The organism is Vibrio sp. J2-4, assembly GCF_021728155.1.
Taxonomy (GTDB): domain Bacteria; phylum Pseudomonadota; class Gammaproteobacteria; order Enterobacterales; family Vibrionaceae; genus Vibrio; species Vibrio diabolicus.
This window is the reverse complement of record NZ_JAKKCN010000006.1, coordinates 280537-305395: the sequence shown is the minus strand read 5'-3', so window position 1 is coordinate 305395 and position 24859 is coordinate 280537. Positions and strand designations below refer to the sequence as shown.

Here is a 24859-nt window from a genome sequence, read left to right as displayed (position 1 = left end):
ACAACATGCGAATAGACCCTTTAATTCAAGGTGTTGTTGCTCGCTCTGCTCACCCATACGGGTGTCATGCATCCATTAAAGAGCAAATTGAATACGTAAAACACGCCCCGCAGATCAAAAGCGGTCCAAAACGGGTTTTGATTATTGGTGCTTCCTCTGGTTTCGGGTTAGCGGCTCGTATTGCCCTCACCTTCGGAGGTGCTAAAGCTGATACCATTGGTGTCTCCTTCGAGCGCGGGCCTTCAGACAAAGGCGTTGGAAGTGCGGGTTGGTATAACAACATCTTTTTTAAACAAGAAGCAAATCACGCGGGGCGTACCGCCATTAATATTGTTGGTGACGCATTCTCTGACTCCGTCCGCAATCAGGTGATTGAAGCCATTGAAACGTACTTTGAAGGTGAAGTTGATTTAGTCATCTATAGCTTAGCGACGGGTGTTCGACCTAAACCAGAGTCTGATGAGTTTTGGCGCAGCGTCATTAAGCCTATTGGTGAGCCTGTTACTGGCGCTTCAATTATGCTGGAAAACGATCAGTGGGTAGAAACCACTTTAACTCCCGCAACAGAGGAAGAGGCCGAAGCCACTATCAAAGTGATGGGTGGTGAAGACTGGGAAAGCTGGATTGATACACTGATTAATAACGACTCGATTGCACAAGGCTGCAAGACCATCGCGTTTTCTTACATGGGACCAGACGTTACGCACCCTATCTATCTCGATGGTACGTTAGGTCGAGCGAAAATAGATTTACACCAAACAAGTCACTCGTTAAATCTAAAACTTGCCAACTTTGACGGCGGTGCTTACGCAACAGTGTGTAAGGCGTTGGTGACGAAAGCCAGTGTGTTCATTCCTGCGCTAAGTCCCTACCTTTTAGCACTTTATCGAGTGATGAAGGAAAAAGGTACTCACGAACGTTGTATTGAACAAATGCAGCGACTGTTTACCACTAAATTGTACGATCAAGATAAAGTGCCTGTTGACGGCGAACGTTTAATCCGAATAGACGACTTAGAGCTTGACCCGCAAGTACAACAAGAAGTCCATGCTCTTTTAGAGCAAATGAACGCCAATAACTTTAAAGAGATTGGTGATTACCAAGGCTTTAAAGATGAGTTTATGAAGCTAAATGGCTTTAACTTTGAAGACGTCGACTATTCGCAAGACATTTCTATTGAGTCGCTAAAATCGCTTAAACCGTAATGCTTGTTATCTGTTTCAAGTATGAGATATGTGATAACTATTCCTAGTCCTGAACACTTTTCAGGACTTTTTTTTGTTTCAAGCCCCAGCCACCCTATACTTAATTAAAAACCGAGAACAAGATAGAGCAGTCTACATTTTAAATTCACAGGAAGTGAAACCACGTAAAGGATGACCTATATGGGGAGATTGCAAACATTAGATTATGAAATCCCTGAGTCTATGCAAAAAAGCTGGCAGGAAATCGTCAACTTACTGGCTCAAATAACGCACGTACCCACCACATTAATCATGCGTATCCATCCAGATCGTATTGAAGTCAACACATCCAGTGAAACTCAAGCTAACCCCTATCGTACCGGCGATGCTGAACTGCTCGGCAACGGTTTGTATTGTGAGCATGTCATTGAGCATAAGAGCGAACTCATGGTTCCTAATGCGCTCGAGGATGAAGAATGGTGCAATAACCCTGACATCAAACTAGGCATGATATCTTATTGCGGTTTACCGTTATTCTGGCCAAACGGAGAGACGTTTGGAACTATCTGCATGCTTGATTCCAAGAAGAATGAATACAGCGACACTTACCGCCAATTGCTCGGAACTTTCAAAGACTCAATCGAAGCGCAGCTCTCCGTCGTGTATCAGCAACACAAACTCCAGCGTCTTAATAATGAACTCAAAAATAGAGTTGAGAACCGTACTACGGACCTAGCGCAGTTGAGTTACTCCCTAACAAAAGAGATTGATCGTCGTAAGGCCGCAGAAAAACAAGTGAGCTACCAAAAAACACACGATCAGGGAACCGGATTCTTAAACCGCGCAGCACTGGAAAGTGTTGTCGGAGAGACACTCGGAATGTTGGATCATAGCCAGCAATCACTGCTCGTGATAAACATTGGCTTTAGTAACGCTCGCAGTATCCAAACCCGCTATGGCTTTGAGGCCTTTGACGAGATATTAAAAGAATTTCGGTATCGCCTTGGTAAACGAGAATCGAGTTATTTTGTTACCGGGAGGCCGAGCTCGAATGACCTTGTATTACTCATTTGGGGCAACGATATTGATATGAAATTGCGTAAGCTACTGGATGATATCACCAATATTGGCTTGGGAAGCTTTTATATAAAAGACACAGAGGTTCACCTCAACTCTTATATTGGTGTTGTACAAGCCCACCAAACCAGCAATGCCAAACAACTTCTTCAAAATGCATGCTATGCCATGCTGCTGTGTAAAGAGTCTGGCGAAGCGTATAGTTATTTTTGTGAAAGTCATTCGAATGAGCTAAACAACCACAATCAATTGGAAAGCTACTTGTTGCAAGCGGTAAGAAATGACGACCTGATGCTGTACTTTCAGCCCAAAGTTCATCCCCATACTCACAAATGGATTGGCGCAGAAGCATTGCTGCGCTGGAGACACCCAATACTGGGCGACGTCTCTAACGAAGCATTAATACATATGGCCGAACAAAACGGGCTTATTTTTGAAGTTGGCTCTTTTGTTCTTCGTACCGCGATAGACAAAGCTAAACAGTGGTCGGAGTTAATTGATAATTTCAAAATTGCCGTTAACGTCTCTCCAATTCAATTACAAAACGTGAACTTTGCGGAGCAAGTGCAACACCTACTCGAATCCTTTCATTTACCAGCACATTTTCTCGAACTCGAGGTGACCGAGAGCGCTTTAATTGCCGATGAAATCGTAGCACGCACAACGCTAAACAAATTGCACGAACTAGGTGTGACATTGTCACTTGATGACTTCGGTACAGGGTACGCCTCTTTCAGCTATTTGAAGAAATACCCATTTGATGCCATCAAGATTGATAAGAGCTTTGTCCAGCAAATGGAAAAGTCGGACGATGATCGTGCGATCATTTGCTCTATCATACACATAGCTAAAAAACTGGACCTCCAAGTGGTTATTGAGGGCATTGAATCCCCCCAACAAGAGCAGTTTCTTATTGATGAGGGTTGTGATATTGGGCAAGGCTTTCTCTATGGTAAACCGATGCCTTGTAATGAATTTGAGCAAATTTTGTTTAATCAGCGTCTTTCAGGCGGACAATACGCCTACTCTTCCTAAGCATTCTCTTTACTAAGGTGGCGGTGGTTTCTATAATCGCCGCCCGCTTCTATTAAAAGGCCAATATCTTCATGGATCAGTTGACTGCCACGCTTAAGAAAATTGAAAAGCAGAACTACCGCGCTTATCAGCAAATCAAAGGTCAATACGACTTCACTGATTTCACTTTGTTCATCGATCACGTACAAGGAGACCCGTATGCTTCAGCGTCACGTTTTCGTGCAACTCGCGCCTGGTCCTTGACTGGTCTGGAATGGTTAAAAGACGAGTCCCCTGCTTTTCAACGAGCAGCACGTGATTTTATTGCGCGAAGTTTTGAGCAGTTTGCTAAACAAGAAAACTCCGTATCCATTTCATTGAATGGCCAAACTGTGTTGGATAGCACCGCAGTATTGTTTACCGAGGAAGGTATTGAACTGCGTTTTCGAGTTAACTTGCCTGCTGAAGGTCGTTCAGTGTTGGGGAAAAAAGCCAACAACATACTGACTTTCCATTTGCCTAAGTTTATCCGTCGAGCGACCTTAGAACGTGAACTCGACAAAACAGCATTGATTGAGCATTGCCAAGTTGTTGAAGACCAAGATGCCCTGCGTGCACAGTTGGAAGCCAATAACCTAGTTGCGTTTGTCGCAAATGGCAGCATTCTTCCTCGAATTGCTGGCAACTGTGATCTCCCAATGAAAGAGGCGGTTGAGTTCAAGGCCCCTGAATCGCTGCAAGTGACTTTACATGCACCAAACAAAGGCCATGTCACGGGATTAGGGATTCCAAAGGGCATTACGCTAATCGTTGGTGGCGGTTTCCACGGTAAATCTACCTTACTGAATGCGATTGAGCGTTCGATTTACGACCATATTCCAGGAGATGGTCGTGAATACATCGTAGCTGATGACAAGGCAATGAAGATCCGCGCCGAAGATGGTCGATGCGTGCATCATTTGAACTTGTCGAATTACATCAACCATTTGCCAATGGGTAAAGATACAGCGGACTTTTCGACTCAAGATGCATCAGGCTCAACATCACAAGCCGCTTGGCTTCAAGAGTCTATTGAAGCAGGTGCGAGCACGTTATTGATTGATGAAGACACCTCTGCGACGAACTTCATGATTCGAGATGAACGTATGCAGGCATTGGTGGCAAAAGGTGATGAACCAATTACCCCTCTTGTCGATCGCATTGGTCAATTGCGAGATGATCTCGATATCTCTACCATTATCGTTATGGGTGGTTCAGGCGACTACTTAGACGTTGCCGACACAGTCATTCAGATGCACGACTACCAAGCGGTTGATGTGACAGAAAAAGCGAAAGAAGTGATCGCTCAGCACCCTACTCAACGTCATAACGAATCGGAAGAACGTTTACAAACCTTCCCGCCTCGCGCCCTGAATCGCGTTGCTTTGATGAATATTCTCACTGACGGTAAATTCCGTGTGAATGCGAAAGGCAAAGAGTCACTTCGATTTGGCAAAGAGTTTACTGACCTTAGCGCTTTGGAACAGATTGAGTCCGCAGATGAAGTCAACACGATTGGCTGGTTATGGTTCCAAATCGCTCAGCTTCCAGGCTGGTGTCATCATCCAGCGAAGGAAATTGAAGAAATGCTGTCTGGTGAGTGGCATGCATCGCTCCCTAAGCAAGGGGACTTAGCCAAACCACGCACACTAGACGTAATGGCTGCGCTTAACCGCATGAGAAAATCTCAGTTTAAGCCATCATGCTAGTTTTGATACGCTGATTGAGACAATCCAATGAAAAAAGCAGCTAATAGTTAGCTGCCTTCCTTTATCTTTATTCATACCGAATCATTCGTTTCTCAGTACATTCCACGCTTCACAAAGAATTCTAAACCTTTCTGCATCACCATTCTCTCTATCTGGGTGCCAACGAAGCGCGAGTTTTCGCCACTGCTTTCTAATTTCTGCGGGTGTTGCATCAGGGGTAAGCTCAAACAGTGAGAGTGCTTTTGTTTTATCCACACTGACTGTAGACGAACCACCAATGAATTTTTGATAAGTGGTCCAAAATTCATTCAACAATCGACGCACTTCATCTTCGTCCGCTTCGTAGTTGCGCCAATCCAGATAATATTCACGCAAAGGGTCGTTAATATCAACGATATGCCTCGAAGCTTCTAACGAAGACATCAGCTGGATATTCATCGCTTCAACTTGCAGCCAGGCATCTGGGTAAAGCGTTTCTTGCAGTTGGTATAGCGCGTTCATGATTAAGAAATTTCGTTTGAATAAATCCTTATCAGGAGAATCATCCAATTTCGAAATGTAGCCCTGTTCACTCAACTTGCTTGCTAAGGTGTGAACTTTCCAATCGGAAGGCTGCTTTCTAAGAATTTCTAGCATTGGCCAAAGCAACGGGTTTTCTATTGCATGAGTCTCAATACTACTGACCGTGCGTTGTCCTTCCATTCATCCTCTCTGTTTTTAATATTGAAGCATCACACTAATCTCAGAGAAGGCTGCTCATCTGTACTGGTAAAAATGCTTGCTGACGCGTATTTCAGGCCTAATTTCTGTGACACCGAATGAAGCGTGGGTATCATTTTGTACCATAAACAACAAAAGGCCGATAGTCATCAACCATCGGCCTTTGTAAGGAGATCACGTAAAGGTTAAATAACCCCTAGTTCACGTAAACGTTCCATAAGGTAGCTATGTGCGGTGTAGCGCTCTGACAAAACCACTTCTGGCTTTGGATGCAAGAACAACGGCAATGAAATACGCGACTTTTCTTGACGGCCACCCGTTGGGTTGATTACACGGTGAGTCGTTGAAGGAAAGTAACCGCCCGACGCTTCTTGAAGCATATCACCAATGTTGATAATTAAGTTACCAAAGTCACAGGGTACATCAATCCAATCACCTTCTTTGCTCTTTACTTGCAGTCCAGGCTCATTAGCGGCTGGCAGAACCGTTAGCAGGTTAATGTCTTCATGCGCGGCAGCACGGATAGCGCCTGGCTCCTCTTCCCCTGTCATTGGTGGGTAGTGAAGAACGCGTAGTAATGTTTTGTCGCTGTTATTGATCATTTCTGACAACGCGATAGAAAACTTCTCTTGAACGTCCTTAGGTGCGTACGCTTCAACCCAGCCTAATAGCTCCTGAGCAAATGCATTCGCCCGCTCATAGTACTCTAAGATTTCAGCTTTAAGTTGCTCTGGGATCTGGCCCCAAGGGTAAACATGAAAGTACTCTTTGATGTCTTTCACTTTGTGCCCTTTCGCTACTTCAGACACAGAAGGTGGGAAGTAGCCATCTTGGGTGTCTACGTTAAAGTGAAAATCATTCTTTTGATCTGAACAGAAAAACTCATGCCAGTTTTTGTAAATTGACTCTACAAGCTCTTGTGGAATCGGGTGGTTTTTCAACACACCGAACCCTGTTTCGCGCAGAGAGGTAACGAACTGTTGAGCAGCATCGTCAGCAAGATAATCGACAGTTTCCAGTTTCATGGCTTTACTTCTTTTTTATTAGACTGAATCACGGATTCTATGGATGGGCATGTTGTAAATCAAACTTTAATGAAAAGTGCACGCGCAAACGTTTTAATGTTGAGCAGTTTGGCAATAAATCAACATTTTCAGTGATCAAAAACACCATCAAAATAACAATTGCACACTGTTCAATTAAGTGTAATCATTACCCAAGTCTATGGAGTCCCACTGTAAGATAAATTGAAGGATCAAGTAACTCTATGAAAAGCACCTCGACACTCTTAGGATTGACGATTTTTTATGCCATCGTGTTTTTATTTTCTGCGTTAGAACCTAACTCACGTGCCGTTTGGTTTGCGGAGATTATCCCAGCAATTGGTATTCTTGTTGCTATTTGGGCAATCTCGATTCGCTATCAATTCAGTAATACGGCTTACTTTTTAATGTTCATCTGGCTCTGTTTGCACACTATCGGAGCGAAATATACGTTTTCCGAAGTACCATTTGACTGGTTTAACGACATGATTGGTTCAGATAGAAACAACTTTGATCGCGTTGCGCACTTTTCGATTGGTCTTTATGCGTATCCGATAGCTGAATACTTGATACACAAGAACAAGTTCAACAAAACGTTCTCTTGCTGGTTTGCTTTGTTTGCGATCATGTCGCTTGCAGCAGGCTATGAGATTATCGAATGGTGGTATGCAGAATTGGCTGGCGGCGATGAAGGAATCGCCTTTCTGGGCTCGCAAGGTGACATATGGGACGCCCAGAAAGATATGTTGTGCGACACCGTTGGTGCAGCGTTGTCGTTATTTTTAATGTCGGCTCAGCGTCGATTCTCTCAGCCACTCTAAATAAGGGTTAAACCCATCAACAATTGGAACCTGTACGATCTGTGCTACTTCATATTCGTGCAGGTTTTCTATTTTCTCTTCCACCAATTCATAGAGCTCTCGACGAGTTTTGATCACCAGCAACCATTCGTTGTCAGTACAAATCTCCCCTTTCCACACATAGTGACTTTCAATAGGCATCGTTTGAATACACGCGGCTAATTGGGCATCTAGCAAACCTTTAATGATCTGATCTCGATTTTTTTCGTTGCTGGTTGTGCTTAACACCATGCAGTAGTCATGTTTTATACTCATTTTCTAGCCCTTCATTATTTCATTGTCACTTTGCCGCCAATCATTTTGTAAGCGGGCGTTCCTCTCACTAGGGTATCTCTTGCAAACTCTCGCCCGCAACTGGGACAGATGCATGGGGTTTGTGTGAAATCGTCAACAATGCGCTCTTTGAAGCATTTGACCAGTGCGCCTTTTCCGCCTTTACGGTACTTGAATAGTTGAGTTTTACACTTTGAGCAATAGATATCGACGGTTTTCGTCGGCTGTTTCTTATTCGGTTTCGCCATGATTATTTTCTATATCAGGTTTTACCCATACGTTATTAAAGTCAAACCAACCTAAGGCATTACACTTTGCATTTTGTAAGGCACCGCTGTGGTCTTTATTGACACCCAACCAGCAGTGAAACATCGGAATCACCTGACAACTTTTTACCAACTGACGTCCTAACTCACGTGCAGGGAAGTCTGGATAAACACCAGCACGCCACTGATCAACGAGCTTAGCCCATTCGCTAAAATCGTAACCAGAGCTGAATTTTTCAATATCACTGTAATCCAGAAGCCAGCCCGCTAACGCGTCATTTCGGTTCGTTGCAATGCCCATGGCTTTCACCCAAATATCCACTTCCTCCGGTGCGGGCGGTTGAGAATCATAACGAATAAACTCGACCTCTATACCGTGCGGTTTTAAGAGTGTCTTGATGGCCTTGGCAACTACTGGAAACATCGGATGCTTTTTCTGATACGCTACGGAAATCACCTTATCAGCCTGCGGCACGCTGCCCGCTTCTGCTGGCCTAAGGTCAATCCAACCGGGCTTAAGACCAAAGGCTTGCAATACTCCCAGTTCCATCACTTTATCTTGTGGAACATGCGCATAAATCTGGTGACTGTTGAGGGTTTGCGAGAGGAACTCTGCCCAACGTGGATCTTTTGCAATCCCAGTGTTTTTGTTTAGTAATAGGAATGTACAGCCAGGGTCCAGCTCGACTTCATCGGATGAACCTTGTTTATCCATCTTCGGTTTTGACAGGCTTGGATAAACCATTGAAGAATAGGCCTCATCGATTACCCAAACCTCCACTTGGTCAAGTAAAGGGCGAAAACCAAAGTAGCCATCAAAAGCAGTCAAAATGAGACGCTTATCATCATTCATTTTAACTTGGAACGGCCCTGTCCCTATCGGTTGTCTATCGAAGTTTTCTGAACGCAAAGCGCTTGGTAGCAAAATTTTTGCTTGCGACTCACTCAGCGCCAAAGGCAGGTAGCGATCAGGACGGACGAGTTCAATATCGACGGTCCATTCCTGTGGTGAAGATACCTTTTTTATATGAGAAAACAGGTTCAGGCTACTTAGTGCAAGCACACTTTCAAGTACACAACTGGTTGATAACGGTTCACCATTATGAAAACGCACCCCACGACGAAGATAAAAACGCCAGTGTGTATCAGAAATGGCTTCCCATGTGTGGGCTAAATCTGGCTGAAGTTGTTCATTTTCATCAAGACGAGTGAGCCCGCTAAAAACTTGTCGGGCGATGTGCTGTTCAGAACGCCGCATCGGTTTCTGTGGGTTTAACATCGCCAATGGTCGATAATATGGCAAACGTACCACCTGTTCGCCCTGCCGATGCTGAAGCCCTAAATAACCTTGAATAACCTGCGTTAATCGAGCCGCGTCGTTATCAAGCGCATCTAGAGCCTGGCCAATTTTCCCTTCGTCGAGATAACGTCTGGCGAGGTTTTCACTGACATCGCTACGGTTACGTTTGAAAACGAGTTTTGAGAGCTTTCCTCGACCCGCCGCTGGATGCCATTCAATCCAGCCCTCCTCTTCTAATTTATTGAGAACAATACGGGCATTGCGACGTGTACAAAACAGCGCTTCGGTAATGTCTTCTAGCTGAACGTCCGTATCGTGACCGGCGAATTTTTCAAACAGTGTTTCGAACTGAACACGTAAACGAGGGCTACTCATAAAGAGGAAATTCTTATCTTATTGTTGATAAGCTAAGTTTCCTCATTTTTATCAAAAAGTGCAAACGTCACGCAGTAAATTATTGAATATCGATGCCAATTTCTCGTGCAAGATCGGCCAGTTGTTCCTCGTTATCCAGCTTGATAGACCATTTACACTCTGCACCATGAGATAAAACAACGTTCGCTCCTCTACCCAGTAACTGGATAGAATCGGTTTGCGCTTGTAAAGTCACCATTGCACTGCCGGAGAGCTTAATCACGATTTCACGCTGGGTAGCAATGATTTTTCCTAATGAAAACTCAACCACCATCTTGCTTTATACCGACTTCGTTTTATGTTGCTTCACTGCGATAGTTAAGCGACTGGTACACACTAATCGGCCTCGTTCATCAGTTATGTCGATTTGCCACACTTGTGTTGAAACGCCAAGGTGTACGGGTTTTGCCGTACCAATCACATGACCACTTCGCATTGCACGTACATGGTTCGCGTTGATATCCAAACCGACACAGTAACTCCCCTCATCGACAGAGAAATTTGCAGCTAAAGAGCCTAATGTTTCTGCGAGCACAACAGAAGCGCCACCATGAAGCATTCCTAAAGGTTGATGAGTAAAACTACATACAGGCATGGTTGCTGTAAGGGAGTCATCCGTGAAATCTGTGTATTCAATTTGTAGGTGCTCGATCAGGGTATTTTTTGACGTAGCATTCAGAATCTCTATGCTAACGGGCTTTTTCCATATACTCATTGTTTTACTCTTAATTTCACAAACTGGTTTGTCGGATTGTAACGATTTATTAGAGAGCTAGCATAGACTTTACTTAGGTCTAACTTCAAGGTGTAACATCTTGGCCTCCTTGCCAGTTGATGAATAATTTGATCTATGCATCGTGTTACTATTTGGGTATATACTATTGCTTCAAAACAAAAATAATTTAGATGGAGCCTATTATGAAGGTATGGATGAAAGCCTCTGCTCTTTTAACTATCGCGGGCTTAACGGCATGTAGCGCATCACCGACTGGCCGTAACCAGATCCTGATGTTTTCAGATCAAGAAATGTCATCGCTTGGCGCCAAATCTTTCGAACAAATGAAGAAAGATATCCCAATCAGCAAAGATCGCAAAACGAATGCCTACGTACAATGCGTTGCCAAACACATCACTGACACCATCCCTGCGCAAGCTGGGTTTAAAGATTGGGAGGTGGTTGTTTTTGATAGTGAACAAGTCAATGCGTTTGCTCTACCTGGTGGGAAGATCGGCGTTTACACCGGGCTTTTAGGTGTCGCGAAAAACCAAGATCAGTTGGCAACAGTCATTGGTCACGAAGTGGCTCACGTCCTTGCTGACCACAGTAATGAACGCCTTTCACAAAGCCAGTTAGCAAATGCGGGATTGTCTCTGGCAAACGTTGCTATAGGAGCTTCCGAGTACAAACAGTATCAGCAAATGACGATGGCGGCACTTGGTGTCGGTGTCCAATACGGTGTTATTTTGCCATACGGTCGTACACAGGAATCCGAGGCTGATATTGTCGGGCTTGAGTTTATGGCAAAAGCAGGCTTCGACCCACGTCAAAGTGTCGATTTATGGAAAAATATGAGTGCTGCATCCGGCGGTTCTCAACCGCCTGAATTCTTCTCAACTCACCCATCGCACAGTACGCGTATTAAAGATTTACAAGCAACCATAAATAAGTTGCCTGCGTATAACACGAAAGCGCCAAAATGTGGCTAAACTTCTGCTACCAGTGTCTATTTTTTGCAAAAAAAGCTCCCTAAGGAGCTTTTTTAATGGGTATAAGGAATAGTTTAAGTACCCAGTATCTGTAGTGGCAAGCTCAATAGGCTATCTCCAAGGGTAGCAAAATACCAAATGATAGCGACAAAACCACCGACAGAAACCAAGTACCAAGCAAGTGAGAAGAGTTGTCCGTAACGGGTTAACGGCAATAAATGACTATGATGTCGACCTCTCCATTCCATGACCACTTCTAGCATCCCCATTAACAATAAAAACCCTAGCAACGTCAGCCCGAAAGAATAGCTGATAAAAATACCCAACAAGGCAGCAGCTATACTGCCGACTAATCCAACCCAAGTGTTCATCGAGAAGGTAATGCTTTTGAGTACATGACCACCATCTAGTGGCAGAATGGGCAACAGATTAAACAGGTTTAGTAACGCGTTAAACACTGCTAGGCCAGCGAAGAGCACCTCTCCAGTCATCCAATAAAGCAAAGTAAACGCGATGCTAAGAACTAAACCAAAAAATGGTCCCATAATCGAGATAACCACATCTTGCCAGCGTGTGTTGATCTTTTCATCACTCAGCGCTAAACCGCCAAGAAATGGAATCAAATAGATGCCCTTGGTCTTCATTCCAAAGTACTTCATCGCTCTAATATGGCCATACTCATGGAAAACTAAACAGGCGATCAAAGCTAACGCGAACTCGATAGAAAATAGCCAAGAATATGCAGCAAGACTTGCAGATGCTAACGCCACTTTGATTACTTTCGCACTCTTGAGTGCTTTCATTCCAAGCGATACTAGCCCTATCACACTTAAACGCTTTTCCGTTGGCGGCTCAACTTCTGGTACTTGGCGTTCGATGTCTTTTTCATTTCGGCAACCTTCGCTTATAAGCTCATCGTTAATTGTGACCTTGTAACTCAATTCAAACGGTTGCCATGTTAATGAACACTCCAAATGACATACCAGGACTTCCTCCCCTGCAGAGAGTCTAAACTGGTGAAGACAAGTGTCTGCAACATTATCACTGGCATCTATTTGGGACACCAAGGTGTTATCCCAATATAACTGCTGCCAACCAGCCATCGATCCTTCGAGCCTTAACGAACGACCTAAAAATTCAACATTCAGTAATTCCAACACGATTCCTATTGCGTCTATTGTATAACAACAAAGCGAGGCGCGAATTATGCCTGCTAAGTACAGAAACGGCAAAGCCCGCTATCTCTTGGTTTGAATGCCATTTAACCATAAAGCCCGTAAAACAATTCTGGTCGTACCATTCTCTTAAAAAATATAACGATAATACATGCCCTTACGAATCACCGTTTGACCTATGCATCATATTTAAAACGCAAAATACGCTCAAACTTTGACAAGTTATTAAACATACAATTAACATTACATTTACATCACAGTTGTATTTCACGTATTAACAACTGGTGTAAGTATCACACAACAATTACAAGGACTTCGGTCCAACACTATGACACCCTAGGAGGGTCAAGGATGAACAAGAAGCACTGCTCTCTGCTTACAATTTCGATATTGTTTGCGTGTAATGCCCATTCAGCGGGCTTCCAGGTAGCTGAGCATTCAGCATCTGGTCTTGGTCGAGCATTTTCAGGTGAAGGAGCGGTCGCAGACAATGCCAGCGTTCTTGCACGAAACCCAGCAGCGATGACGCTTTTCAAAGAAGCTCAATTCTCGGGCGCGTTATCTATCATCGATCCTGAAGTCGATGTGTATGACACGGTTAACAAAGAACATGCGAAAGATGTTGCCCCTTTACAAGTCGTGCCAGCGGGTTATTACATCAGCCCTATCAACGATAACTGGGCTTGGGGTATCGGTATGTTCACAACATACGGTGTTGCTACTGATTATCCAGATGATATTTCTGCGGGTGACATGGCGGGTGACACTTCCCTACTTTCAGTAAACATCAACCCTAATGTCGCTTACCGTATCAACGAGTCTTTCAGTGTCGGTGGCGGTATCAACCTAGTGTACGCGGAAGCGGAGCTGACTCGTCATAAAGGCGCACTCGCCGGTATTTTAGGTGGTAATAAGTCCGATAACCTTGTCGGCATGGAAGGCGAAACTTTTGCTTGGGGTTGGAATATTGGCGCTTTGTACGAGCTAAATGAAAACAACCGTTTTGGCTTTGGTTACCGTTCTAAAGTTGATCTAGATTTTGACGACGGTGAGTTTAGTAGTTACGACTCAGGCCGAGCTCCATCACCAAAAGTGGATGGCCGTTTAAAAATCTCTCTCCCTTCAATTATCGAATTATCGGCTTTCCATCAACTGAATGAACAATGGGCAGTACATTACGGCTGGCAACAGACCGATTGGAGCACATTTAAAGAACTGAAAGCGACGAGTCCTCAATGTAATGATGGAACTGCTGGTCAATGTTTCTACAAACCAGAGAAATACGAAGACAACAACCGTTATTCTATTGGTGCAACTTACACCCTCAATGCGGATTGGACATTCCGTGCAGGCTTTGCATACGACGAACAAGCAGGTGAAGCCACATTGAGCATCCCTGACAGTGACCGTTTTTGGTACAGCGCGGGCCTGACTTACGCAATGAATGAGAATTTAACTTTCGATGCAGGCTTTGCACTTGTTAAGAGTAAATCAGGCTCTTTCACCGAGACAAATGCTCAGGATGAAGAGATCAAGTTCGACTCTGAAGGTACTGCTTACATCAGCGCGGTACAGATGAACTACACCTTCAAATAATGGGATTACGGAGTAAACCAATGAAACACACGTTTAAATTATCAATGCTTTGTTCTGCAATCCTTCTTGCTGGTTGTGGTGATAATACATCAAGCTCTGGTACTTCCGACAAAGTTCAATTTGAAGATGAAGTCCAAGCACTGCTCGACCGTGGAACATCTATCAGCTTTACGCTTCAAGGGGCGAATGCGGATGTACCTGCGCCCTCTTACATACTAATGGACACAACAGATGGCACGCTTGGTCTGCCAACTGACGGTGATGATGCCTTAACCAACCCTAGAGCCTCGATGAATACGATGGATGGATGGTCAACGTCTATGCCAATCGTTCTGAACTTTAAAGGCGATGGTTTTGCAACGGGTATGCTGCCGTCTGGTATTAAAGTCATCAAGATTAATCAACGTTTAACCGAGTGGGATGGTAAGTCTAACCCAATCGAAGACGTTCTCGTTCAGAACCAAGACTACGTTGTTCAAGCAAAAGGCAACTCTCTATATATCCAGTTCATGGATGCGCTTGATGAGTCAAGCGAATACATTTTTGCAGTAACACAAGATGTTACTGACGTGAATGGTGAGCCAATCGGTACATCAGCCAGTTACGCGACAGGTAAATCGAAAGAAATCGTTTATGAAACAGGTGCTCTTGCTTCTATTCAAGCGGTGACACAAGCGGTGGAAGGCATTTTTGGTCTAGCTCAAGTTAACCCTGACGACATCGTTTACTCCTCATGGTTCAGCACTCAGTCTGTAGGTGATACTTTGGCGGCGGTTAAAGGTGTAACCGCAACCGGTTTCTCAACGGGTGCAAATACACTAAACTCCGTTTACAAAAACGATGCGAACGAAGGTTCAGTAGATTTATCAACAGCCTACACAATGACACTTGGTGCAACCCAAGACTTTAGCACTGCGCTAGACTCTGACGATGACTTTAGTAAGTACGTTAGTGACCTAGACGCGGCAAAAACGGCAATTAAAGGCCTTTATGCGAAGTCAGGTGCCGATGTAAATGTGACTCAAGGTGTGGTCAGACTGCCTCATTATCTAGAAAAAGGGGCAAACTGGAACATGCAGCCAATGGTATCTGCGATGCCAAGCCTAGCGAAGCTAAGTGCAGCACTGGCGGATCCGAACGAGCAAGCGAACATGGTCCAGCAGCTATCAACCGGCGTTTTCGCAAATAACCCTGTTGACGTGACAAAGCTTGCAACCGATCCTACAGAGCAGCTAAAACTGGTGGGTGCTAAACTCACATTAAGCGATGGTACCCAACTCGACAGCGAACGTATTGTGACTCGCTACTCCCCAGTTCCAGTCGTTAAATCGGTAGAAGATGTCGAAGTACTTGTCTTCACACCTAAATCTGGTGTCGCGACCGACGTTGTGATTTATCAACACGGCATCACTTCTGCAAAAGAGGATTCATATGCCTTCGCGTTTAATATGGTGAAAGCAGGTGTGGCTGTTATTGCTATCGACTTACCTATTCACGGCACACGTAGCTTAGATGAGCAACGTTCAGCTAATTCTAATATCTTGGCGTATCTAAATCTTTCTAACTTGGCAATCGCTCGTGATAACCTACGCCAAAGTGTACTGGATGTATTGGGTTTACGCGCGAGCTTAGTGGTATCGGCGCAAGGTGGTCTGTTGGCAGAAGGGCCTCTGCAAGGCTTTAACCCAATGACGGGTTCTAAAGTCAAAATGTTAGGTCATTCACTTGGCGGTATTGTGGCTACATCTGCCGTGGCAGCAGCAAATAACACGCTAGGTAGCCCCAACGCAGATGCACTTTACACATTTAGCTCTGCTTCTGTACAGAACTCTGGTGGCCAAATCGGCAATTTGTTACTAGGTTCAGAAGCCTATGGCGCTCAGATCAGGCATAACTTAGCATATGCTGCGTCTGCAGACTACGCGAGTTATGCAGATGCGTCATGTACACAATTGGAAGATAAAACGTGTTACGAAGCTTTTGAGGCCGCAGCAACAGAAACTCAGTTAGCAACACTAGAAGCTGGCTTCTCCCAGTTTATCTACGCGGCACAAACCACGCTAGATACCGTAGACCCGTTCACAAACGCGTCAGATTTAGTTGCTTCTGGTTCACTAACAACACCATTCCTGATGACCGAGGTTGATGGCGATGGCAATGTACCAAACAGCGTTCCAAATGCACCGTTTGCCGGGACTGAGCCTCTAGCAGCTAAACTAGGTTTAACGTCCGTAAACAGTGCTAATACAGCCGTGTCTCCAATGGCAAGCTTTGTGCAATATAACGCTACTGCATCGCACAGTACTTTTGTTTCTCCAAATGGCACACTTTCTGATATTGACCATCACGTTGAGATGCAAATGGAAAACACAGACTTCTTAATGGATGACACTTTAACGGGTGTGACTAATACTTCCGTTCTGAAGTAATCGTATCACCTCTCTTACCAAAGCCCAGTTTCGACTGGGCTTTTTCGTTCTCTATCATAAAAAACCGTCCCGTATATCCTTTGCTATAGTGAAATCGGTGTCGTACCTAACTTACTTGTTTGAAAGGAAAACTCTATGCGCATATTCACTATAATGGCCACTGCTTTACTTCTTGCTGCATGCGGAAGTAGCCAATATCTTATGTCGACAAATGAAGGAAAAATTATTACTTCTTACGGTAAACCAGACCTTAACGAAGAAACGGGTATGTACGAGTATGAAGACATGGATGGGAAAGAAATGAGCATTTCAAAAGATCAAATTGTGCAGATTATTGAACGCTAGCAACATGCCCTCTATGTATTTAGAGGGCTCTCCCCATACTTCTGAGCGCAGTTAATACTCCCAACGAACCTCTAACTTCCTCAAGAAATGAAGCAACCAATTCATCACCCAAAGCAATCAATGCATTTTCTTATATACAGGTATTATTTGTTTAGCGAATATTTTACATATTCACCCTAATCAGGTTGGAATATTGTAAAATCTCGGCTTTAATTCGCTAACACCCTTTTATTTCTCAGGATAAAGTGGATAATACCGCCACAAAATAACATTACTAAGGTGAGTCCTTATGTCTATTGAAGCTACTCTGCTTGCGCGCTGCGAGTCAAAATGTGAACTGTGTTCTTCTGAATCTCAACTAACAGCATACGCTGTCCCACCTCACGGTAACGTGACCGTTGATACTGCTATCATGGTTTGTGATAAGTGTCTGGGTGAGATCGATGAGCCAAAAGACATTAACCACTGGCGTTGTCTAAACGAAAGCATGTGGAGCCAGGTTCCTGCAGTACAAGTGACAGCATGGCGCCAACTCACTCGCCTAAACTCTGAAAGCTGGGCTCAAGATGCTCTTGACATGATGTACATGGAAGAAGAGCAAATGAACTGGGCGATGAAGGGTATGTCTGATGATGACAAAACGCTGGATTGCAACGGCACTGAACTTAAGAAAGGTGACGATGTAACGGTAATCAAAGACCTACCAGTTAAAGGCACTAACCAAGTAATCAAACAAGGCACAGTGATCCGTGGTATCAGCCTTGGTGATGATCCGAAACTAGTTTCGGGCAAGGCAAATGGCGGTCAGTCAATGTACGTGATCGCAGAATACTGCCGTAAGAAGTAATATCGTATTACTCTACAAGTCAAAACGGGGCACTATTAGTGCCCCGTTTTCATTTCTAATGAACACCAATTTGGAATAAGCTCCTCTACTCCGGTATTGACTCTGTATAGAGTTTTAGCTCCGTTATTCACGTTTGAGCAGCTAAAAAAATACCGGCTTATAAGCCGGTATTTTCATTCATTATTTCAAGATTAACGGTACATACCGATATCTTTTTGAATGTGAGCTGACAAATCTTCCGCATAGTAACTGCGTGGTGCAGTATTATCTACGAATAGAATGTCTAGTAAGTGAGCAATCAGTCCTTTGAAGTTAACCGCGTAGGTTTTCTTATCCATAGAGGTTGGTAAAGCTACATTTGTCATTTGCATTGCTTGTGCCATGATTGCCTCTCTTTAAAGCAGTAGTCTGTTTTGTTGGTTGTATATTAGTCAGTTTCTTATTGTTTAAGAAATGACAAATTTTACCTATTCGAATTAGATTATCTAATAAAACAAGCCCATTACAAACATCAAAAATACAAATGAATAATAACAGCATAAATAGTCAGAAACTGTTTAATTATGTTGAATAACTTAACGTTACCTGCATAAGCACACCTCAAGTTACAACATATTTTTAACATTAAGTTTCGTTATTTATTTTATTTTTAGCGCTTTACTTATATTTTTTGATTAGTAATTTTAACGCTAGAGCGACTGTTCGACTTATTTTTGAGGAGCGATGCCACAACCGCTGATGTCATCACAACGATTAAGAATGTGAGTGACCACGTTGTCGGAATCTCATACTCTGTTCCCACCAATAACATCTTTACACCGATAAACATCATGATCACCGATAATGCTGGTTTTAAGTACACAAACTTGTCTAACATCGCTTGCAGAACAAAGTACAAAGATCGCAAACCCAACAGTGCAAACACGTTCGCGGCTAAGACTAAAAATGGCTCTCGTGTTACCGCGAATATGGCTGGTATAGAATCCAGTGCAAACATTACGTCCATCACTGCAATTACACCGACTACGATCAGCATTGGTGTTGCCACCCACTTACCAGCTTGCTTTAAGATTAAGTGATTTCCTTGGTAATCATCCGTAACTGGCAATATTTTGCGAATAAACTGCTCAGGATATGGGTTAACCTCTTCTGCTTCACCTTTGTCGCGAGCAAGCTTAATACCTGTCCAAATAAGGAATGCGGCAAAGAGGTATAACACCCAGTGGTACTGCGCAAGTAACTGAGCACCAACCGCAATCATGATAGCCCGCAGAACCAACGCACCAATCACGCCCCAAAGCAGCGCTCGCGGACGCAAATGCTCCGGCACACTGTATTGTGCAAAGATGATGGCAAACACAAACAAGTTATCCACGCTTAGCGACTTCTCTAGTAAGTAGCCTGTTAAGAATGAAACCGTTGCTTTATCGTTCGTATAAGTGCTGTGCGGTGCGTAAAGGTCCCAGAATAAATAGATAGAACCTGCAAAAACAAAGGCAAGTAAGAACCAAAAAACACTCCAAAGGATGGCTTTTTTCATCGTTATTACGCCACCACGCGTTTGATAGATATCAAGCGCAACAAGAACAAGCGTAAAAAGACCAAAAGCGCCATACATCGCTAATGACTCTTGAAGTGGTGCCGATTGGCTCAATTGGGTGGTACTTTCGATAAGAGACATGCTTCCTCCCATGGCGGAAGGACATGAGTTTGGTGACCTTCCGCAGACAATAACAACAAGCAGTCACATAGTAATCATGTGCTGCCAGTCAATGAATGCGTTGGTCTCGTTGAAGTGTCGGCGTGGATGAATCACGCAACACCTTTACTTACCGGATAAGCTGATGCTTAACGAGATGACGATAAGTAAACTTGCGCTAACTACTCCCCAAACGCCGCAATGATAACGCCGAATGTCACGCTTTCCAACAAAAAAACTTTGTCCAATCGAAATAAAATTCCTATTAAAAATCAGAAAGAAATATAAAAAGAAAGGAATTGATTCAACCACGTGAACTCTTGTTATTAGGTGTAAAGAGCAGCAAGTGACTCAAGATGATACATTTAGGAGTCAGAGCGTTGTCTTTGAGAACATAGACACAAAAAAGGAGCATAACTGCTCCTTTTCTAACTTCCGTGTTATTAGCAATTCAAAAGCCGCTCAAAGGTACAAAGTAAACTAACGTTGACCAAATTGCGACCCAAGCAACCACCACTGCCGTATCTGTCCAATCTTTATTCCACATACTGCCACCCTCATCATCGCATGTAGCAATTGAAGGACAGCAAAATCGATACCAATATCTACTACCTGTGTTGCTGTGTATAAAGTTTGTGACTTTGATTCAAGCAGTTTGGCTCATCGGTCAGAAGTTCAATAAAACAGTCTGCCATGGATAAGTTGGTTACACGCCCCTCGCCTTTCATCTCCAGTAGCGCATCGTAACCTTCTTTCCCTTTCATGGTATAAGCGGAGGAAGTGCCTCGATACCAGGTGTCGTCTTGAACGTCGACCCATTGTTGACCATCAAAAATTGCTAATGACTGAATTCTTTCACCTTTAGGGGCATCAGCTCGGTACTCAAAGTTTAAATTGTAAGTGTATGGATAACTGCCAGAGCCAGTACCTTCCACACCATTGTTGATAGCATTGTTTATGGCGCCTTCAAGTGCTCGGCGAATAGCACTGCCTTTTACGTCGTAAAAGCCGATCGGAACGGCAAAAGGCAACAATCGTCCGGCAATATCTGCCACTGTGATGTTGCCAGGATTCAATGATGTTCGCACGCCACCCGCATTATGAATCGCAAATTGAACCTCATGCCCGCGTTTATTTAGGCTGTACAAAAATGAACGCGCAACAGAAGAAGCCAGCTCGCTCTCACCAAACTCATCTGGGATTCGCACATGACGCTTTTTGGTGTCAATACTAGCAATGACTTGTGACTGTAACTGTCTTACCCGAGGGATGTATTTATCACTTAGGATTGCTTGAGTCTCCGGGTGTTTCTTACAGACCACCACATTAGGTTGGCCATGGATAAAGTCACACGCGGTTTCGAATACGCCTTGGTCAAGCTGTTGATTTAGTGTCGAGTCCCAAAAAATACGTCGGCCAAGTAACAGTTCATTTTGACCACTCAGCATGGTTGCTTTGCCGTTTTCATCAAATTCAATGACGCAGTGCCCCATGGTCAAAGCATGAAAGCCCGCTTGCACAACGTAGGTATCTTTTACTTTGACACCATAAGGGTCATCTTGCCCTAAACCTATTGATGAGAAATCGCCTTGCAGTCGGTGGCTATGTCCACCAACAATAATACCAATCCCCTCAACTTGTTCAGCCAACTCTAAATCACCTTCATAACCTAAGTGGCTCAGAAGAATGATATTTTTAATACCAGAGGAGTGAATTTGTTTTACGGTCGCCTTAGCGGTTTCAATTGCAGACTTAAATGGCGTATCTGCATCTGGGTTCGCGATATCGCTCATTTTATCAATGGATAATCCGAAAATCGCAACCTGCTCACCATGAAACTCTTTGACGATGTATTGTGCGCTTTGTGTCTCCGTTTGATAGCTATACACATTGTTGCTATCGCTGACTCGGTGAGGCTTTTGAAGCGATTCATTTGATAGATCCCAGTTACCAGCAAGCAATGGAAACTGAGTGCGTTGACAGAATAAGGCAACAGGTTCATTACCCATATCCAATTCATGGTTGCCTAACGCCATCGCATCAATCTTTAACGCATTCAACAAATCGGCGTTGGCTTTACCTTTAAATAATGAGAAATAAAGTGTGCCTTGGAAACAGTCTCCAGCATGGAGAAATAACATCCCATGCCCTTGACGCTGAGCGTCGTCTCGTAGCTGCTCTACTCGGGTTGCGATGCGAGAGAACCCGCCAGCACTCACGTATGGCTCTAACGTGAGTTCTTTGTTGATCTTAAGCTTTAACTGTAATGACGTTGGCTCAAAGTAGGAATGTGTGTCATTGATGTGTGCCAGTTTGATTCTCACTGGCTTATGATTGTTATTCATCTTCATCTTCTCTCTTTTCATTCCTTATAATAATAAGAAGTGAATCATGACAGAATCATGAATTTTATGAAACTGTGATTTTTTGATTTCATGTTTAAGTGATCACGATGCTATCTACACTACTTTTGAAAGCAAGCGTCGCTTGTTGCGGTCTCTATTCAGTAAGGGGCTCTCGTAATTTTGTGAACTGAGCTTAACTCCAATATTTCGAATTAATATATGCTTAGGAGTAGCAAAATAACTCTCTATAATTCAAATAATTGCAAGGAGGATTGAGATGAGACTAGAACGCATCGAAATCTCCGGGTTTAGAGGCATCAAACGCCTTTCACTCTCTTTTGACGAACTCACTACGCTCATCGGTGAGAACACGTGGGGCAAATCATCATTGCTCGATGCCCTTTCTATCGCGCTACCTGCTAATGGCTCATTGTATCAATTCGAACTAAAAGATTTTCACGTTGATTATTCAATTTCTCATCCACAAACCCAACACTTGCAGATCATTGTTTGCTTTAAAGCACAAGACAAGAACGAAGTAAAAGCTGGGCGTTATCGACGGATAAAACCTGCATGGTGCACAAACGAGGATGGTGAGCAGGTCATTTACTATCGAATTAGTGCGTCTCGCGACGAGTATGATATTAAAACTGAATACGCATTTTTGGATCATAACGGTAAGCCGAAGAAACTGCACCACTCTGAAAAACTCGCCGTAGAGTTGATGACTCTTCACCCTGTTATCCGCCTACGAGACTCCCGACGCTTCCCAGATCTAAACCACGTAAACGGCGACAGCAAAAATGCTCGGATTGAAAAACGAATCAACAACACCTGCCGACGGCTATTGGCGATGCCTGGGCACGTAAACAAGGGTGAGATTCGCAGTAGTCTCGATTCAATGCAAACACTTGTCGAACACTATTTTGCGTTCCGCAGCGTCAGCAAAGGTAACCCACGAAAACCTCGTGATGGTCTTTTTTATACGAGCCCTTCCTCTGATAAAGGATTAAGTCAATTCCTTAAGGAAACAAATGACAAACAAAGCCGCTTGCTTTTAATGGGGCTTCTCAATGCTTACCTTCAAGCAAAAGGCCCTACCGATTTAAGACGCTGCGCAAGACCGATACTGATCATCGAAGACCCGGAAGGCCGACTACATCCGACTCATCTCGCTAGAGCGTGGTCATTATTGCAGTTGTTGCCAATGCAAAAGATTTTAACTACCAACAGCGGTACGTTACTTGGCTCGGTTCCACTTTATTCAATCCGACGTTTGATTCGCTTGTCAGACCGAACCATTGCCAAGAGCTTAAACTCTGCCAAGTTTGGTAGAGATGAGTTACGCCGAATTGGTTTCCACATTCGTTTTCATCGCTCAGGGGCGTTGTTTGCACGGTGTTGGTTGCTCGTAGAAGGCGAAACTGAAGTTTGGTTATTTCATGAACTGGCTCGTCAATGTGGATATGACTTAGCTGCGGAAGGAGTTCAAATCGTTGAATTTGCACAGTCAGGACTGAAGTCACTGATCAAAGTAGCAAAAGAGTTCGGTATCGACTGGCATGTTGTTACCGATGGTGACCCGGCAGGTAAAAAGTACGCGCATGCCGTGAGAGCGCAACTCGATCATGATCAGGAAAGGCATAGACTTACAGAGTTACCTGATCGAGACATCGAACATTTTCTATACAATCATGGATTTGAACTTTTCTTTAAGGACATCATCAAAGTTCCTCATGATCACCCTATCCCAGCTAAAAAAGTCGTCAACCGTGTTTTGAAAAAGCATGCAAAACCGGACTTAGCTTTGGCCATTGTCTCTCACTGTGAAGAGAGAGGTATGGAGTGCATTCCTGTACTTCTGCGTTGGACACTTAAACGTGTTGTCACCATGGCAAACGGTAATACATGAGTTAGAGTATTTCACACTCACACCTTGCCTTGTAATACAAAAAAGCACACCAAATTGGTGTGCTTGTATCAAACATCATTAATTTTGATTAAAGGTATTGAAAGGGATAAAACTCAATACACAGTGGATACAAATAAGATCGGGGGTTCACTACTGTGCTTGCTCAGCAAGCGTAGAAGAAGTAGTGCTTGATTTCGTATGCAACCAAAGTCCAGTCGCTTTCATTAGATAACCAAACACACCACCTAGCAGCAAAGATGGAATGACAAGTTGCCAGTTTCCATCAGCGGCAAATGTTGCGCAGGAACCAATAAAAGTGCCTGGAATGTACGCGAGCCAAGCCTGTTTCGCTTGAATACACATGAAAAATGCCACAATAGCGGTAATCACATAACCGATAATTTCCAAACCAACGTAAGTTGAACCGTGGATAATTACCATTGCCCAGAATACACCCGTCATATTAGTGATTAAGCTGATACCAAGTCCTTTCAATCCGCTAGTTGGCGCAGCAAAGTAGCTCGTGCAACCTAAAAAACCAGCCCAAGAAAGCAAACCTAAAGAAATGGCGATCCAACCCCATACGCCAGATAAAATTCCAGTAGTGATAGAGATAGCTAAAAGTGTCGTCATGGTAGTCGTACCTGCTTGGCTATTATCGTACCCATATGGCTCAATAACTGCCTTCATACATTGAAATCAAGGACACATGTTAGATACATCAGTCTTGTTTATCGGTGATAATGATCACAATAAGGTTATAACAATTTCATGACTTGCACTAAAAGTTTGACGCAACCGATAAATCAACAGATTTAGGGAATGAGTATTTCTAATACTCGGTAAAAAAGGATGTGTGTAGGACAGTTCCAATAGGTCACTCCAGCAAGCTTTAACGAGACTGG

22 protein-coding genes are annotated in these 24859 nt (G+C 43.7%); 10 read left to right on the top strand and 12 right to left on the bottom strand.

The window, feature by feature from the left end; all coding sequences use genetic code 11:
- Positions 1–5: 5 nt before the first annotated feature.
- The 3 genes from fabV (at position 6) to L3V32_RS20665 (ending at position 5023) form a co-directional block, all read left to right on the top strand.
- Positions 6–1205 carry an enoyl-ACP reductase FabV gene (gene fabV / locus L3V32_RS20675; RefSeq protein WP_012842298.1) on the top strand — a complete coding sequence of 400 codons (1200 nt, stop codon included), beginning with the start codon at positions 6–8 and terminating at the stop codon, positions 1203–1205.
- 180 nt (positions 1206–1385) lie between these two features.
- On the top strand, positions 1386–3296 hold the full coding sequence (locus L3V32_RS20670) for an EAL domain-containing protein (RefSeq protein WP_237285082.1): 1911 nt from the start codon (positions 1386–1388) through the stop codon (positions 3294–3296).
- Between the two features lie 71 nt (positions 3297–3367).
- Entirely contained in the window at positions 3368–5023 is a 1656-nt protein-coding gene (locus tag L3V32_RS20665; protein ID WP_237285081.1) for an ABC-ATPase domain-containing protein, read from the top strand.
- A gap of 81 nt (positions 5024–5104) precedes the next feature.
- Here L3V32_RS20665 and L3V32_RS20660 read toward each other — a convergent pair whose 3' ends face one another.
- Complete coding sequence (locus L3V32_RS20660; RefSeq protein ID WP_109169956.1) at positions 5105–5725, bottom strand: DNA-J related domain-containing protein; 621 nt, start codon at positions 5723–5725, stop codon at positions 5105–5107.
- Between the two features lie 203 nt (positions 5726–5928).
- Positions 5929–6768: an isopenicillin N synthase family oxygenase gene (locus tag L3V32_RS20655; protein ID WP_005376329.1), complete on the bottom strand. Its 840-nt coding sequence runs from the start codon at positions 6766–6768 to the stop codon at positions 5929–5931.
- A gap of 242 nt (positions 6769–7010) precedes the next feature.
- Here L3V32_RS20655 and L3V32_RS20650 point away from each other — a divergent pair, with 242 nt between their 5' ends.
- Positions 7011–7607 carry a DUF2238 domain-containing protein gene (locus L3V32_RS20650; RefSeq protein ID WP_005395495.1) on the top strand — a complete coding sequence of 199 codons (597 nt, stop codon included), beginning with the start codon at positions 7011–7013 and terminating at the stop codon, positions 7605–7607.
- Here the strand turns inward: L3V32_RS20650 and cutA are convergent.
- The 5 genes from cutA to L3V32_RS20625 all read right to left on the bottom strand — a co-directional run bounded on the left by cutA (position 7569) and on the right by L3V32_RS20625 (position 10614).
- Positions 7569–7901: a divalent-cation tolerance protein CutA gene (cutA, locus tag L3V32_RS20645; RefSeq protein WP_031780471.1), complete on the bottom strand. Its 333-nt coding sequence runs from the start codon at positions 7899–7901 to the stop codon at positions 7569–7571. The genes L3V32_RS20650 and cutA overlap by 39 nt on opposite strands.
- A gap of 14 nt (positions 7902–7915) precedes the next feature.
- Positions 7916–8167, bottom strand: a complete 252-nt coding sequence (locus L3V32_RS20640; protein ID WP_005395501.1) for a hypothetical protein — start codon at positions 8165–8167, stop codon at positions 7916–7918.
- Positions 8151–9860 (bottom strand): SgrR family transcriptional regulator, encoded by a 1710-nt coding sequence (locus L3V32_RS20635; protein WP_237285080.1) that lies wholly within the window; start codon positions 9858–9860, stop codon positions 8151–8153. The genes L3V32_RS20640 and L3V32_RS20635 overlap by 17 nt, the downstream gene beginning before the upstream one ends.
- A 79-nt stretch (positions 9861–9939) precedes the next feature.
- Positions 9940–10173: a DUF3389 domain-containing protein gene (locus L3V32_RS20630; RefSeq protein ID WP_104970692.1), complete on the bottom strand. Its 234-nt coding sequence runs from the start codon at positions 10171–10173 to the stop codon at positions 9940–9942.
- Positions 10174–10179: 6 nt separating this feature from the next.
- Positions 10180–10614, bottom strand: coding sequence for a hotdog fold thioesterase (locus tag L3V32_RS20625; RefSeq protein ID WP_012842307.1), 435 nt, complete (start codon positions 10612–10614; stop codon positions 10180–10182).
- A gap of 203 nt (positions 10615–10817) precedes the next feature.
- Between L3V32_RS20625 and L3V32_RS20620 the strand changes: the two genes are divergently transcribed.
- Complete coding sequence (locus L3V32_RS20620; RefSeq protein ID WP_237285079.1) at positions 10818–11606, top strand: M48 family metallopeptidase; 789 nt, start codon at positions 10818–10820, stop codon at positions 11604–11606.
- A 74-nt stretch (positions 11607–11680) separates the two neighbouring features.
- Here the strand turns inward: L3V32_RS20620 and L3V32_RS20615 are convergent, their stop codons facing one another.
- Positions 11681–12709: a site-2 protease family protein gene (locus L3V32_RS20615; RefSeq protein ID WP_047010406.1), complete on the bottom strand. Its 1029-nt coding sequence runs from the start codon at positions 12707–12709 to the stop codon at positions 11681–11683.
- Between the two features lie 423 nt (positions 12710–13132).
- Here L3V32_RS20615 and L3V32_RS20610 point away from each other — a divergent pair, with 423 nt between their 5' ends.
- From L3V32_RS20610 to L3V32_RS20595, 4 genes are all read left to right on the top strand, one after another.
- The gene (locus L3V32_RS20610; RefSeq protein WP_005395507.1) at positions 13133–14377 is read left to right on the top strand and encodes an outer membrane protein transport protein; all 1245 of its coding nucleotides are present in this window, start codon (positions 13133–13135) and stop codon (positions 14375–14377) included.
- 20 nt (positions 14378–14397) lie between these two features.
- Positions 14398–16806 (top strand): VolA/Pla-1 family phospholipase, encoded by a 2409-nt coding sequence (locus L3V32_RS20605; protein WP_237285078.1) that lies wholly within the window; start codon positions 14398–14400, stop codon positions 16804–16806.
- Between the two features lie 135 nt (positions 16807–16941).
- Positions 16942–17151 carry a YgdI/YgdR family lipoprotein gene (locus L3V32_RS20600; protein WP_041853072.1) on the top strand — a complete coding sequence of 70 codons (210 nt, stop codon included), beginning with the start codon at positions 16942–16944 and terminating at the stop codon, positions 17149–17151.
- 289 nt (positions 17152–17440) lie between these two features.
- Entirely contained in the window at positions 17441–17998 is a 558-nt protein-coding gene (locus L3V32_RS20595) for a PhnA domain-containing protein (protein ID WP_005395511.1), read from the top strand.
- 191 nt (positions 17999–18189) lie between these two features.
- Here the strand turns inward: L3V32_RS20595 and L3V32_RS20590 are convergent, their stop codons facing one another.
- From L3V32_RS20590 to L3V32_RS20580, 3 genes are all read right to left on the bottom strand, one after another.
- Positions 18190–18381 (bottom strand): hypothetical protein, encoded by a 192-nt coding sequence (locus L3V32_RS20590; protein WP_005376351.1) that lies wholly within the window; start codon positions 18379–18381, stop codon positions 18190–18192.
- Positions 18382–18659: 278 nt separating this feature from the next.
- Complete coding sequence (locus L3V32_RS20585) at positions 18660–19679, bottom strand: TerC/Alx family metal homeostasis membrane protein (RefSeq protein ID WP_134645655.1); 1020 nt, start codon at positions 19677–19679, stop codon at positions 18660–18662.
- A gap of 626 nt (positions 19680–20305) precedes the next feature.
- Entirely contained in the window at positions 20306–22048 is a 1743-nt protein-coding gene (locus tag L3V32_RS20580) for a bifunctional UDP-sugar hydrolase/5'-nucleotidase (RefSeq protein ID WP_134645654.1), read from the bottom strand.
- Between the two features lie 271 nt (positions 22049–22319).
- On the opposite strand from L3V32_RS20580, the gene L3V32_RS20575 reads away from it, so the two are divergent.
- Positions 22320–23954, top strand: coding sequence for an ATP-dependent endonuclease (locus L3V32_RS20575; RefSeq protein ID WP_012842315.1), 1635 nt, complete (start codon positions 22320–22322; stop codon positions 23952–23954).
- Between the two features lie 150 nt (positions 23955–24104).
- Here L3V32_RS20575 and L3V32_RS20570 read toward each other — a convergent pair whose 3' ends face one another.
- Positions 24105–24587 carry a DUF1097 domain-containing protein gene (locus L3V32_RS20570; protein WP_005395520.1) on the bottom strand — a complete coding sequence of 161 codons (483 nt, stop codon included), beginning with the start codon at positions 24585–24587 and terminating at the stop codon, positions 24105–24107.
- Positions 24588–24859: the final 272 nt, after the last annotated feature.